We start from the raw sequence: 13644 nt of genomic DNA, 5'->3' as shown, positions 1-13644 counted from the left end.
GAGGAAGCGATGACCAGCGGAAAGCTCACCACGTGTCTGTGGTTCGACGGCCAGGCGGAAGAGGCGGCGGACTTCTACCTGTCGGTGTTCAAGGACTCCTCGCGCGGCTCGGTCGCCCGCTACACGGAGTCCGGGCCCGGTGAGACGGGCGCGGTGATCACCGTGGAGTTCACGCTCAACGGGCAGCAGTTCCTGGGGCTCAACGGCGGGCCGCAGTTCACCTTCAGCGAGGCGATCTCGTTCCAGATCGCCTGCGCCGACCAGGCCGAGGTCGACTACTACTGGTCCCGGCTGACCGAGGGCGGCGGCCAGGAGGGACCGTGCGGCTGGGTCAAGGACCGGTTCGGGGTGTCCTGGCAGGTCGTGCCCAGCGTCATGAGCGCGCTGCTCGGCGACCAGGACCGGGAGAAGGCCGACCGCGCGATGGCGGCGATGATGAAGATGGGCAAGCTCGACATCGCCGCGCTCCAGGCGGCGTTCGACGGTTCCTGACCCGGGCGGGGATCGCGGCGCCGGGACTTGGACGGGACAGGTCCGCGAACGGTGCGGGGCCCCGAACGGTGCGGGTCCCTCAACGGTGCCGGGCCCTGAACGGTGCCGGGCCGACCCTCGCGTACCCGCCCCCTCCCCCGCCCGCGCGGCCTAGACTCGCGCAGGGGAAGGGGGGCCATGGCGCTCGACGTGTCGCGGGAGGCGCGGGCCACGCAGGACCCGCGGGCCGCGCCACGGGTCGTACTGTCGCGAGCCGTGCTGTCGCGGGCGCTGGCCGTACCCCTGGTGATCTCCGTCGTCGTGCTGCTGCCCGGCTACGTCCTGGCACAACCGGGCCCCGGCCTGCGCGACACCGGGTTCTGGCTGCAACTGGCGCTGACCTGCTACGCGGGCGGGCGGCTGTGCGCGATGGTGCTGAGCCGGCGGCGGCGCCTCGTACAGGGCGCGTTCTGGCTGTTCGGCTACGTGGCGATGGGGGTGGCGCCGCTCGCCCAGGAGGTGATCGGGCAGGTGCCGACCCCGGTGGTCGGTACGCGTTCCGACACGGTGCTGGCGATCTCGCTCACCCTGGTCGGCTGCGTCGCCTACGACGTGGGCGCGCTGGCGGCCCGCTTCCAGCCGCCCGACCGGTTACGGCGGCCCCGCCCGCAGGCGCAGGTGGCCCGGCAGCGGCTGTGGCTGCTGATCCTCCTCGCGTACGCCGGCAGCGCGCTGTGCATCGTCGAACTCGGCGGCCCCGCGGTGTTCTTCACCAGCCGCCAGGACATCAGCGAGACCGTACAGGCCAGCGGGTTGACCGGGGCCGGCGGTGACAGCCACGTCGGCTCGGCGTTCATCCGCGGGTTCGGCACGGTGCCCGCGCTGCTGGCGCTGCTGATCCTGATCCGCTGGATGACGACCTCCCGCCGGGCCCGCCGCAACCTGCCCGCGCTGGTCGCGCTCGGCGGCCTGGTCGTCATCAACGTCATCGTCAACAACCCCGTCTCCAACCCGCGTTACTGGTTCCTGACGGTGGTCTTCTCGATCCTGTTCACCGCGTTCCCGCGCAGCCCCGCGGTCTATCGCACCGCGCTGGTCGGCGGGGTCGTCGCGGCGCTGCTGCTCTTCCCGTTCCTTGACAGGTTCCGCTACGACTCGGGCGGCTACCACCCGGTGCAGTCCACCTCGGTGCTCGACCCGCTGACCATCAAGGACTACGACCAGGTCGGCATGTTCGCCAACACCCTCACCTACGTGGAGTCCGGCACCGGGCACACGCACGGGCGCCAACTCGCCGCCGACGTCTTCTTCTTCGTGCCGCGCTCGGTGTGGCACGGCAAGCCGCTCGACTCCGGGGTGCTGGTCGGCCGCTGGATGGGCATGACCAACACCAACCTCTCGTCCCCGCTGTGGGCCGAACTATGGCTGGACTTCGGCCCGTTGGGCATGACCGGCGGTTTCCTTCTGCTCGGGTACGCCTGCTCGCGGATCGACATCCGCTACGCGCGCCGCACCTCCGAGGGCAGCCGCCCGGGCACGCTCGCGGCCGTCGTGGTGCCGATGGCCGCGGGCTACTCCTTCATCCTCCTGCGCGGCCCCCTCCTCCAGGCCGCGGGCCGCATCGGCATCGCCCTGCTCTGCCTGGCACTGGTCGCCACGTTCACCAGGAACCCCCGCCGAACGCTGCGCTAGCCGCGTTGCCCTGTGAGGTCAGCTGTCCCGGGCGGCGCTGATCATCCTGCGCAGGTAGCGCATGAACCGCTGGTGGGGCTCGTGCGGGACGCCGTTCTTGAGGGCGGTGGTCACGTACTCGCCGATGGCGGAGCTGATGGCGGCGGTGACGACGGGGAGGAGGGGGTCGTCGGGGGCGAGGCCGAGTTCCGCGAGGAGGGCGGGTTCGCCGGATTGGCTGGCGGCGGCCGAGTGTGTGCCGGAGACGGCCTGCAGAGTCGGGTTGGCGTCGTACATGGCGGCCACCAGCTGCGCCAGTTCCGGATCGGTGGTGTCGGCTTCGGCGAGCATCCACCGGTCGATGGCCTCGCTGAACGACAGGTCGGGGTGCGCCTTGAACACCGCGGTCACGTGCGTGGCGATGTCGTCGGCGGCCGACGTCGCGATATCGATCTTGTTGGGGAAGTACATCCGCACGGTCCGGGGAGCGACTTCGGCCGCCTCGGCGATGTCGGCGATGGTGGCGCCCTCGTAGCCGCGCTCGGTGAACAGGCGCAGCGCGGCCCGCTGGATGGCGGCCCGGCGCTTGGCCTTGGACCGTTCGCGGAGCGACGTCACTGCTTCAGCCATGGCGGCACTATAGCAGGGGCGGCATATTTGCCACTCAAGATAAGTTTGCCTATGGTGGCAATCGAGGCGGTGGTGGGGGACGCGACCGCTGCGCCCCCCTTTCCTGAGACGAGCAAGGAGTCCCGCCTTGTCCACCTACCTGTACCGCCTTGCACGCTGGTGCTTCCGCAACCGCTGGAAGACGCTGGCGGCGTGGGTGGCGGTCGTCGTCGCGGCGATCGTGATCGCCGGCGCGAGCGGCGGCAAGACCACGGACACGGTCACCATCCCCGGTACCGAGGCGCAGCAGACCCTCACCCTGCTCAAGGAGAAGCTGCCCGCCGCCTCCGGGGCCTCCACGCAGGTGGTGTTCGCGGTCAAGGACGGGAACATCACCAGCGCCGGGAACCAGGCCGCGATCGACCGGGCGGTCACCGCGCTCGGCAAGGTCAGCCAGGTCACCAGCGCCTCCAACCCCTTCCAGGCCAGGACCGTCTCACCCGACAAGCGGATCGCGCTGGGCACCGTCACCTACGACGCGCAGGCCGCGGAGGTGAAGAGCGGCACCCTGGACCAGCTGGACCCGGCCGTCTCAGCCGCCCGCGACGCAGGAGTGCAGGTGGAGTTCGGCGGCTCGGTCTATCCCAAGGCCGCCGCCGGAGCCAGCTCCGAGGCCGTCGGCATCGCAGTCGCGCTGGTCATCCTGTGCCTGACGTTCGGCTCGCTGGTCGCGGCCGGCCTGCCGATCGTCACCGCCGTGTTCGGACTGGTCACCACGATGATGGGGATCACCGCGCTGTCCGCGGTCACGGACATCGCCGCCGCATCGACCTCGGTGGCCACCATGCTCGGCCTGTCCTGCGGCATCGACTACGCCGTGTTCATCCTGGCCCGCTACCGCACCTTCCTCCTGGAGGGCCGCGACCCCGAGGAAGCCGCCGGCCGCGCGGCCGGCACCGCGGGAAGCTCGGTGGTCTTCGCCGCGCTGAGCGTCATCATCGCCCTGTGCGGACTCGCGGTCGTCGGCATCCCCTTCCTGACCACGATGGGCCTGGCCGCAGCCGCCACCGTCGCCCTGGCCCTGCTGGTGGCCCTGACCCTGGTACCCGCCGTCTTCGGCATCCTCGGCAGGCGCGGAGCGGCCCGCTTCAGCCGCCTGCCGCTGCTGCGGCGCGCCCAGCCGGCCGCCCGCACCGCCGCCACCGACCCCGACAAGCTGGCCGGCACCCGCTGGGCCCGCTGGGTCGTCCGCCGCCGCGTCCCGGTCCTGGCCATCGGCGTCATAGCCCTGGGCGGGCTGGCCATCCCGGCGGCGAGCATGGACCTCGGCCTGCCCGGCAGCAGCGCCCTGCCCACCAGCGACACCTCCCGCCGCGCCTACGACCTGACCACCGAGCACTTCGGTCCCGGCTACAACGGCACCCTGACCGTCGTGGCCGACGACGTGGCCACCACCGGCCAGGCCCAGCAGATCAGTGCCGCGATCAGCAAGGTACCCGGCGTCGCCTCGTCCTCGGTCGCCGTCACGACGCACGACATGGCCCTGATCAACGTCATCCCGACCACCGGCCCCAACGACGCCGCCACCACCGACCTCGTCCACCACATCCGCGACCGGCGCACCACCCTGGAGGCCGGCACCGGTGCCCACCTCCTGGTCGGCGGTGTCACCGCCATCAACATCGACGTGTCCGCCAAACTCGCCGACGCCCTGCCGACCTTCCTGGTCACCGTCGTCGCCCTGGCGTTCGTGCTGCTCACGTTCGCCTTCCGCACCATCATCGTGCCGATCAAGTCCATCCTCGGCTTCCTGCTCTCGGCGGGCGCGGCGTTCGGCGCCCAGGTCGCCGTCTTCCAGTGGGGATGGTGCAAGAGCCTGCTGGGCATCGAGCCGACCCAGACCCTCAGCTTCCTGCCCGTCATCCTGCTGGCGATCATGTTCGGGCTGTCCAGCGACTACGAGGTCTTCGTCGTCTCGCGGATCAAGGAGCAGTTCAGCAGGACCGACGACGCCCGCCGCGCGGCGGTCCTGGGCACCGGACTGTCCGCCCGCGTGGTCAGCGCGGCCGCGCTGATCATGGCGTCGATCTTCGTGGCGTTCATCTTCGCTCCCGATCCGACCACCAAGGAGATCGGCTTCAGCTTCGCCGTCGGAGTCCTCGTCGACGCCTTCGTGGTCCGCCTCACCCTGGTCCCCGCCGCCATGGCGATCCTCGGCGCCAGGGCCTGGCACCACCCGCGCTGGTTCGCCCGCTACGTGCCGGACCCCGACATCGAGGGCGAGCGGCTCGACGACAAACTCGACGACAGCAAGCAGCACCTCGCCGGCGTCTGACCGCAGCCGCCCGGCTTCAGGCAGAACCGGCCGACAGGTCCTCCGGAGCCGCGGACCCGCCCGGGAGGGGGTCGGAAGTGCCCCTCCTCCCGGGCCCGCGGCGCTCGGCGGTGATGCGCAGCCACAGCGCGATCGCCTTGAGCGCGGAGCCGAGGGCGAGGCCCCAGGCGGCGCCGAGCACGCCGTCGAGGCGGTAGCCGCCGAGCATGAAGAGCACCGAGGCGAGGGAGAAGACCACCTGGATGGGGAGGGTCGCGCGCGGCCGCAGCACGCGGAGGGTCAGCAGGGCGCTGGTGCCGAGCGCGATGCACGCGTACTGGCTGCCGGAGGCGGGCAGCAGCCCGGAGGACGCGGCCCAGGTGTCGCCGAGCAGCGCCCGGCCGGCGTGGGCGGGCAGCAGCATGAGCACGGCCGTCCACGCGGTGGCGACCGCGGCGAGCGCGACGGCGAGCACGGCGGTGGCGCGCACCTTGCGCGTGGTGCCGCGCACGCGGTTCAGCAGCGGCGGCCCGAACGCGGTGGCCGAGTTGAACAGCACGTTCATCGGCCCGAACAGGGTGGTCGCGCCGCGCAGGGCGCCCACCGCGAGCGGCGCCGCGAACAGGCCGAGGCCGACCACGGCGAGCTGGCTGGTGGCGTTGCCGACGCCGAACTCGACCACGAACCGCTGCCCGAGGTGGCCGCGCCGGACGTACGGCCTGATGTCCACCGGCGGCCGTACCTCGCCGGGCGCGGCCCGCAGCCGGCTCCGCAGCAGCGCGGCGCCCACCAGCAGCGCGGGCACCCCGGACACCCCCCACACGGCCACCAGCCGTACCGCGCCCGCGCCGTGCGGCTGCACGGCCAGCGCGGGCACCGCGACCAGCAGCCGTACGGTGTCGGCGGCCAGCGCGAGGTGCGGCAGCCGCAGCGCGGAGAAGCAGTACCGCATGCCGTCCTGGGTGAGCACCACCGGCAGCACCAGGCCGAGTACGGCCAGCCCGCGCGCGGTGGAGCCGGGGACGAGGAGCAGCCCGGCGGCCATGCCCCAGCCGAGGACGGCGGACGCGGTCGCGGTGAACGCCACGGCGGACCGGCAGGCGGCCCGTACCCGGCGCGAGCCGCGCTCCAGCACGAGGGCCTGGCCGACGTAGGAGACGTTCACGCCGAGCAGCACCGTGAAGACCATGTAGACCATCGAGAACACCGCGAAGCCGGCCGCCGTGGAGAGCCGGGCGGCGACCACCAGCACGATGATGTTGGTGAAGGCGGCGACGCCCTGGTCGGCGACGGAGCTGACGACGGCGGCCAACCCGCGGCGCCTGCCGCGCGGCCCGTCCGGGTCCGTGCCGGCGTCCGTGTCGCTGTCGGTGCCGCTGTCGGTGCTGACGTCGGTGCCGAAGTCGGCATCGACGGCCAAGTGGGCTTGCCGGTACGGGACTTCGACCAGGTCCGGGGTCTCGGCGAGACCTTCGTACGGGGCTTCGCGCGGATCGCCGTACAGGTCGTCGTAGGGAGCGTCGTACGGACTGCCGGACGCGTTGCCGTAGGAGGCGCCGTACGGGTCAGCGCGCTGCGGGGGTTCGGCCCCGGGGGCCGCGGCGGGCCGCGGTGCGGGGCCGGTCAAGGGACCGGGTGGCGCTCCGGGGCGGCGGGGAAGGGCTCGGTGGGCGCGGCGTCACGGGCGGAGGCGGGCGCGGCGGCGCGGCGGCCCGAGCGCGGGCGGCGCGGCAGGAACCGGGAGCGGCCGGGCGCGGCCGGGGCGCGGTGCAGCACCGCACCGAGTACGGCGCCGCCGGCCCCCGCGACCAACTCCCTGACCCGGGCCAGGTCTTCGCGGCGCACCTCGGCCGGGTCGCAGACCACGACCACGCCCTCCACCCGGTCGGCGAGCGCGAGCGCGTCGGCGTAGGACAGCACGGGCGGGGCGAGGACGACCACGACGGTGCCGGGGTCGTCGGCCTCGGCGAAGAGCCGGCCGGCCTGGCCGGAGGTCAGGGCGCGGGCCACGTTGGGTACACGGCGGCCGGGCACGAGGTCGAAGGAGCCGTACTCGCCGGTGTCCACGGGCAGTTGGAGCCCGGCGGGCCAACCGCCTTCGGCCAGGCCCGGGGTGCGGGCCCAGCCGGGGCGGCCGGGGTCGGCCGAGCGCAGCCGCCCGGACAGCGACGGGGTGCGCAGATCGGCCTCGACGAGCAGCACCTCCTTGCCCATCTCGGCGAAGGACGCGGAGAGGTTGACGGCGACCGCGGCCGCGGTGTCACTGCTGCCGCGCGGCTCCACCACCAGCAGCCTGCGGCGTGCGGCGAACCGCCGGTCGTGGCTGAGCCGGAACGCGATCGCCCGGTACTCCTCGGCGAGCCGGCCGGTGGACTGGCCCTCGGCGAGCAGCGGTTGGGGGCCCGCCGGGCCCTGCCGGCCCTGCCGGCCGCGTCGGCCGCGGCGGCCGCGCCCGCCGGGCAGGGTGCCGAGCACCGGTGCGTCCATCACGCGGGTGACCTCGCCCGCGGAGCGCGGTCGCGGGTCGAAGACCAGCCGCAGCCACGCGGCGAGCAGGCCGAGCGCGAGTCCGACGGCGGCGCCGAGGCCCAGCATCAGCGTCGTCCCGGGGCCGGTCGGCGCGTCCGGTACCGCGCCGGGCTTGATCACCACGCCCGGGGTGGTGTCGAGCGCCCGTAACCCGCTGATGTCGCCGTTGAGTTCGGTGATCCGGCTGAGCAGGTTGGTCTGCACGGACACGAGGGTGCCGATGACCTGGCTGTCGGTGGTGGCGTCTATCTGGTCGAGCAGGTCCTTGCGCTGCTTGACCAGCGGGTCGAGCTGGTCCTGGTAGCCCTTCACCATCTTCTTGATGGTGGCCTTGGTCGCCGACTCCCGGTCGTTCAGGTAGGACTTGGTGAACGCGTTGACCCACGCGGCCGCGTCCTCGCCGTCGGGGGCGGCGCAAGTGAAGCGCAGGACGAGCGTGTTGGGCGGGTTCGTCACCTGGAGGCAGTGCTGGAGCTTCTTGACCGGCTGCTTCACCGCCTTCGCGGCGGCCTCGGCGACGGTCGTGCTCATCGCGGACTGGCGCTCGGTGCCGATGTCGATGCCCTTGTCGGGCGTCGCGCCCGCGGCAAACGGGTCCGCGGTCGCCGCCCGCACCATCACGGAACTGCTCGCGGCGTACGTGTTCGCGCCGCCCAGGGCGAGGAAGGCGCCGCCGGCCAGGCCCACCACCAGGCCGGCCGCGATCAGGCCCTTGTACCGGACGATCTGCCGTACCTGGTCGCGGACGAGGTCCACGTCCTCGCCGTCGTCCCGCAGTTCACCGCTCACGGCCGGCCCCGCCTTCCCCCGCGGGCGCCCCCGCGGGCACCTCCGGCTCCTCGCTCCCGGCGACGGCTTCGGGGTTCGCCTCGCCCGTTTCCGTTTCCGTCTCCGGGCCCGGGTCGGAGTCCGCCTCGCCCGATCCCGCGACGGGGTCGGCGCCGACCGCTGCCGGGTCCGGGTCCGGCTCGGCGTCCGCGTCCACGTCCGCAGCCAGGCCGGCGTCGGTACCGGTCGGCTCCGGGTCGGGCCCCTCCTCCGGCGGCTCCGCACCGGCCTGGGGCGGAGCGGAGGGGCGCGGCGGGGCGGAAGGGCGAGGCGGCGCGGCCGGCGGTGGCGGAGCCACGGGCCGCGGCGGCACGACCGCCCCTGCCGACGGCGGCGTGCCTTCCGCGCCCGGGGCCTCGTCGGGCACCGCCGGCACGTGCGCGGGCCTCGCGGGCACCACCCGGCCGTCCGGCTCCGCCACAGCAGGCGGAACCGCGGGCGGAACGGCAGGCGCCGGACCCGGCTCCGTACGCCCCTGAACGCCGCTCCCGGCCCCAACGTCCTTACGCGGGGCGGAATCCGTTGCGCTGTCAGCGGCGACCGGCGCGGCCTCGACCGGCTGCCCGGAGGCGGCCTCGTCTCCCCGGCCGGCCCCGACCGCCCCGACCGCAGGCTCCGCCGGGACTCCGGGCGCGTCGGGCTGCTCGGCAACTTCCGCCTCCGCCACGGCAGTAGGCACCGGGCCCGGCGCGGGAGCGGCGGACTCGGCTGCCGCGGGGGCGCGTTCGGCCAGCGCCTCGGAGAGCAACGCGTCGATACGGCCGAGCCCGGCATCGCGGGAGAGGTGCGCGTCGACGTAGACCGGGCCGGCCGCGGCGAGGACGGCGGTGCGGGTGGGGTCAAGGGTGAGCGCCTGGACCGCGGCGAGCAACTCCCGCGGGGACTCGGGCGCGACGACGACGCCGGCGCCGGAGCGCAGCACCTCCTGGGCGGTGCCGCTGTCCGCGGAGACCGAGGCGATCACGGGGCGCCCGGCCGCGAAGTAGGAGGTGAGCTTGGACGGCAGGCTCATGTCGCGGACCGAGGCCCGCTGCGTGACCAGGAGGAAGTCGGCGGCGGCCAGCACCTCGGGGAACTCGTCGTCGGTGGCCGGGGCGAGGAAGTCCAGGTTGGGCAGGCTGCCCGCGAGCGAGCGCAGGTGCTCGCGCTGGTTGCCCTCGCCCATCAGGACGATCCGGGTCTCGGGGGCCGAACGCGCCGTCTCGACCAGGACGTCGAGGCCCTGCTTGAGCCCCATGTTCCCGGAGTGCAGCAGCACGGTCTGCCCGGGCCGCCACCCCAGCCGGGCCCGCATCTCCGCGCGGGGCCGCGAAGGGCGCTGTACGTGCGACCAGTTCGGCACCACCCGTATCCGCTCGGGCGGCACCCCCATCGCGGCCACCTTCGCCGTGAACGACTCGTGGATCACTCCGACGAGCGCGGCCCGCCGCAGCGCGTACTTCTCGACGAGCCCGGCGGCCAGTGCGGCGGGCCCGCCGCCGCGTATCCCGCTCTGCGCGGCCGCGGCGCCCATCAGGTCCTGCACGATCGGCACGAAGGGCACCTGGTGGCGCTCGGCCAGCCGCGCCCCGAGCACGCCGCCGGCCAGGCTCGGCATCTGCGCGAACACCACGTCGGGCCGCCCCATCCCGGCCGGTTCGTCGCGCCCGCCGCGCAGCACGCTCACCTCGAACGTGGCCCGGCGCAGCGCGGTCTGCCGCGCGGGCACCGCGTGTCCGCGCCGGTGCACCCGTACCCCGGCCCGGTCCTCCTCGACCCGCCGCACCCCGTCGTACGCGGGGTCGAGCTTCCACGCCGGGTAGTGCGGCATGCCGGTGAGCACGTGCACCTCCGCGCCGCCGGCCGCCCAGTGCTCGGCGATCTGCGTGGCGTACGGCCCTATCCCGGCGTGCTCCGGCGCGTAGTTGGTGGAGACCAGCAGCAGCCGGCGGCGCAGACCCGACGAACCCACGAAGTGTTCCTTCCCCCCGGGACGTGCCCCCGATCCAGACAAGTGCACACCTTAGTCGTTCACGCGCTCCCCACACCTGGGCTTGCCAAGCGTTGAAGTTCGGAATTCCGCGAATCCCCCTTTGACCGCGATACGTCCGGCTATCGTCTGAGACTCGGCAGCGCTGGGGAGCGTTGTACGGCTGGGGGTCGAATGATGCTGCACCGGGTCGGCTACGCGCCGGGGGTCTACGACCTCTTCCACGTGGGCCATCTGAACATCCTGCGGCACGCGCGCAGCCAGTGCGACTACCTGGTGGCGGGGGTGGTCTCCGACGAGATGGCCCGGCTCGCCAAGGGGCGTACCCCGGTGGTGCCGCTGGTGGAGCGGCTGGAGATCGTGCGCAGCGTGCGGTTCGTGGACGCCGCGTTCGTGGAGACCGTGCCGGACAAGCTGGAGACCTGGCGCCAGGTGCGCTTCGACGTGCTGTTCAAGGGCGACGACTGGCGCGGCACCGACAAGGGGCGGCGGCTGGAGGAGAGGTTCGCGACGGTCGGCGTGGAGATCGTCTACTTCCCCTACACGGTGCACACCTCCAGTACCCAGTTACGCCGCGCCCTCGACCTCCTCACCGGTCCGGCCGGCGGCGCCGGGAGCGGCGCGAGCGCGGTGGCGGCCGGGGCGCCGCCGGTCAACCCGCCTGGCGCTGAAGCGCGGTGAGCTCGCGGAACCACTTGGTGAGGAAGGCCGCGAGGAACAGCGCGTGCACCGCGAACAGCGCGGTATAGCCGTAGCGGAAGGCCCGTTCGCTGCCGAGCAGCAGGAACACCGCACACATCACGCCGTAGTCGACCGGCAGCAGCGCGACCGCGCGCAGCCGTGACGGCGCGGCCGCCGGGCCCGAACTCCCCTTCGGTTTCAGCTTGTCCGTCAGCAGACCGCCGAAGAAGACCAGGACGGCCGCGAGTTGGAAGCCGAGGGGAACCAGCAGCCAGCCGTCGCCCGGCAGTCGGAAGTGCCGGTAGAAGGTGATCAGCACGGCGGCGTGCAGCGCGGTGATCTTCGCGCAGTCCACCACGTGGTCCAGCCACTCCCCCGCCGGGCCGCCCTTGCCCAGCAGCCGGGCGAGTTGGCCGTCGGCGGAGTCGAAGGCGAAGCCGACGGCGAGGGCGGCGTACACGGCCACGGCGAGCGGCCAGGACGGCCGCGCCACCGCCACCGCGGCCACCCCGAAGGCGCTGCACGCGGCACTGACCAGGGTGACCTGGTTCGGGCTCAGCCCCGCCCGGTACGCCCCGGCCGCCAGCACCCGCCCCACCGGCCGGTTCACGTACCGCGAGTAGAGCGAGACGCCCTTCGCGCTCTTCTGCGCGTCCCGCAGCCGGCGCAGCGCCTCGCCGTATCCGAGCGGCCTCCCACCCATACGGTCCCCCCTCGCTCCCCCCACATCCTGCCGGAGCGGCCCCCGCCCCGTGCCCCGTTCAGCCCCCGACTCCCGCGCCGGCCGGCGGAACGGACGCACCACCCGCGCCACTGCCGCTCCCGAGCCCCTTCGGCTCCGGGCAGGACGGGGGATCAGAGTTCGAAGTCGCCGGTGCGGGACTTGACCGCGTCCAGTGCGGCCAGTGTCGCCGGGTCCAGGCGGATCGCGCCCGCGGCGACGTTGGCCGCCAGGTGGGCCGGGTCCGCGGTGCCCGGGATGAGCACGGTGTTCGGGGTGTGGTGCAGCAGCCAGGCGAGGCCGATCTGCGCGGGCGTGACACCGAGCGCCTCGGCCGCCGCGTGCACCTCCGGGGCGTCGGTCACCTTGGGCAGGCCGGGGAACGCGCCGCCCAGCGGGAAGAACGGCACCCAGGCGATGTTCTCGGCGACGCAGAGTGCGAGCAGCTCCTCGTCCTCGCGCGCGACCAGGCTGTAGGAGTTCTGGACGCAGACGACGCCGGCCGGGAGCGCGCGGCGCAGGGTGTCGAGCGAGACGGCGCTCAGGCCGATCGCGCCGATCTTGCCCTCGTCGCGCAGCGCGGTCATCACCGCGAGCTGGTCGTCGAGGTCGACCACCTGGTCGCCTTCGGCGCGCAGCCCAGGGCCTGAGTCCGCGCGGCGGAGGTTCACCACCGGGATGCGGTCGAGGCCGAGGCTCTTGAGGTTGTCCTCGACGCTCGCGCGCAGCTCGTCGGGGCGCTGGGCGAGGCGCAGCGGGACACGGCCGCCCGTGTCCGGGGTGGCGCCGACCTTGCTGACGACGATGACGCCGGAGCCGTCGGAGCCGTCGGACCCGCCGGACCCGCCGGTCGCGTCGCGGTAGGCGTCGCGGATCACCCCGTTGACGAAGCCGTCGCCGTAGAACTGCGCGGTGTCCACGTGGTTCACGCCCAGTTCCACGGCGCGGTGCAGGAGGGCGATCGCCGCGGCGCGGTCGCCGTGGAGGCGTTCGAGCTGCATCGCGCCGAAGCCGATGCGGGAGACGGCGAGGCCGCCGAGGTCGGCGGTGCCGCCCGCGTGCGGGGCGGGGATTTCAGCCATGGAAGGGTATGTCCTCACTCATGAGACGATGAGGTAAGCGGAGGAGCCTCCGCATTTCCACTGTAGCAGCCTTACCGGAGGTCCCTCCGCTTTGTCCGGCGCCGATTCCGCACCCGACCCCGCGCACGCGCCCGAACCCGGGTCCGTTCCCCCGTCCGCACCCGAGCCACGGCCCGCACCCGCGGCACGCAAGCGCGCCTCCCGCGCCGACGCCCTGCGCAACCGGGACAAGCTCGTCGACGCCGCCCGCGTCGCCTTCACCGCCACCGGCGAGACCGCCGCGCTCGAAGGCATCGCCCGTGCCGCGGGCGTGGGCATCGGCACCCTCTACCGGCACTTCCCGACCCGCGAGGCGCTGGTGGAAGCGGTGTACGCGGCGGAGCTGGACGCCGTCACCGGCAGCGTCCCGCGCCTGCTGGAGGAACTGGCGCCCGCCGACGCGCTGCGCGCGTGGATGCGGCGCTACGCCGCCTTCGTCGCCACCAAGCGCGGCATGGCCGGGGTCCTGCGCGCCGGGTGGGCCTCCGGCGCGATCGCCACCCCCGACACGCGCCGGCGGATCGGCGCGGCCATCGGCGCCCTCCTCGCCCGCGGCGCGGAGGACGGCACGATCCGCGGCGACGTCGCGGCGGACGACGTCACGATGATGCTCCTCGGGATCTTCATGACCGCGGCCACCTCGGACAGCCCAGAGCAGGCCGACCGCCTGATCGAGCTCGTCATGGACGCGCTGCGGCCGCGGCCGGCCGGGCCCTCACGCTGAACCACC

The 13644-nt window shown here is 73.8% G+C and carries 10 protein-coding genes and 1 pseudogene; 5 read left to right on the top strand and 6 right to left on the bottom strand.

The features are described from left to right. Positions 1-9 precede the first annotated feature (9 nt). Positions 10-492, top strand: a complete 483-nt coding sequence (locus ACIPAE_RS13885; protein ID WP_402445139.1) for a VOC family protein — start codon at positions 10-12, stop codon at positions 490-492. Between the two features lie 177 nt (positions 493-669). Further along, the gene (locus tag ACIPAE_RS13880) at positions 670-2163 is read left to right on the top strand and encodes a hypothetical protein (RefSeq protein WP_402445137.1); all 1494 of its coding nucleotides are present in this window, start codon (positions 670-672) and stop codon (positions 2161-2163) included. A gap of 18 nt (positions 2164-2181) precedes the next feature. Here ACIPAE_RS13880 and ACIPAE_RS13875 read toward each other — a convergent pair whose 3' ends face one another. Beyond that, positions 2182-2772: a TetR/AcrR family transcriptional regulator gene (locus ACIPAE_RS13875; RefSeq protein WP_366411045.1), complete on the bottom strand. Its 591-nt coding sequence runs from the start codon at positions 2770-2772 to the stop codon at positions 2182-2184. A gap of 127 nt (positions 2773-2899) precedes the next feature. Here ACIPAE_RS13875 and ACIPAE_RS13870 point away from each other — a divergent pair, with 127 nt between their 5' ends. Continuing rightward, entirely contained in the window at positions 2900-5086 is a 2187-nt protein-coding gene (locus ACIPAE_RS13870; RefSeq protein WP_402445134.1) for an MMPL family transporter, read from the top strand. 16 nt (positions 5087-5102) lie between these two features. Here ACIPAE_RS13870 and ACIPAE_RS13865 read toward each other — a convergent pair whose 3' ends face one another. From ACIPAE_RS13865 to ACIPAE_RS13855, 3 genes and pseudogenes are all read right to left on the bottom strand, one after another. Continuing rightward, a complete protein-coding gene (locus ACIPAE_RS13865) occupies positions 5103-6377 on the bottom strand; it encodes a hypothetical protein (RefSeq protein WP_402445484.1) in 1275 nt (424 codons plus the stop codon). Between the two features lie 311 nt (positions 6378-6688). Next, positions 6689-8383, bottom strand: a complete 1695-nt coding sequence (locus tag ACIPAE_RS13860; protein WP_402445132.1) for a lipopolysaccharide biosynthesis protein — start codon at positions 8381-8383, stop codon at positions 6689-6691. 763 nt (positions 8384-9146) lie between these two features. Then, positions 9147-10340 (bottom strand): annotated as a pseudogene (locus tag ACIPAE_RS13855) (glycosyltransferase); the annotation flags it as partial. Positions 10341-10565: 225 nt separating this feature from the next. Here ACIPAE_RS13855 and ACIPAE_RS13850 point away from each other — a divergent pair. After that, complete coding sequence (locus ACIPAE_RS13850) at positions 10566-11072, top strand: adenylyltransferase/cytidyltransferase family protein (protein WP_329370026.1); 507 nt, start codon at positions 10566-10568, stop codon at positions 11070-11072. Here the strand turns inward: ACIPAE_RS13850 and ACIPAE_RS13845 are convergent. Further along, positions 11044-11775, bottom strand: a complete 732-nt coding sequence (locus ACIPAE_RS13845) for a CDP-alcohol phosphatidyltransferase family protein (protein WP_329370024.1) — start codon at positions 11773-11775, stop codon at positions 11044-11046. The genes ACIPAE_RS13850 and ACIPAE_RS13845 overlap by 29 nt on opposite strands. A gap of 152 nt (positions 11776-11927) precedes the next feature. Then, a complete protein-coding gene (locus ACIPAE_RS13840) occupies positions 11928-12875 on the bottom strand; it encodes an aldo/keto reductase (RefSeq protein ID WP_402445130.1) in 948 nt (315 codons plus the stop codon). Positions 12876-12966: 91 nt separating this feature from the next. Between ACIPAE_RS13840 and ACIPAE_RS13835 the strand changes: the two genes are divergently transcribed. Beyond that, positions 12967-13638 carry a TetR/AcrR family transcriptional regulator gene (locus ACIPAE_RS13835; protein WP_402445128.1) on the top strand — a complete coding sequence of 224 codons (672 nt, stop codon included), beginning with the start codon at positions 12967-12969 and terminating at the stop codon, positions 13636-13638. Positions 13639-13644 lie beyond the last annotated feature (6 nt).

The sequence above is a fragment of the Streptomyces sp. NPDC087270 genome (assembly GCF_044744625.1).
Lineage (GTDB): Bacteria > Actinomycetota > Actinomycetes > Streptomycetales > Streptomycetaceae > Actinacidiphila.
This window is presented reverse-complemented; position numbering and strand designations above follow the sequence as displayed.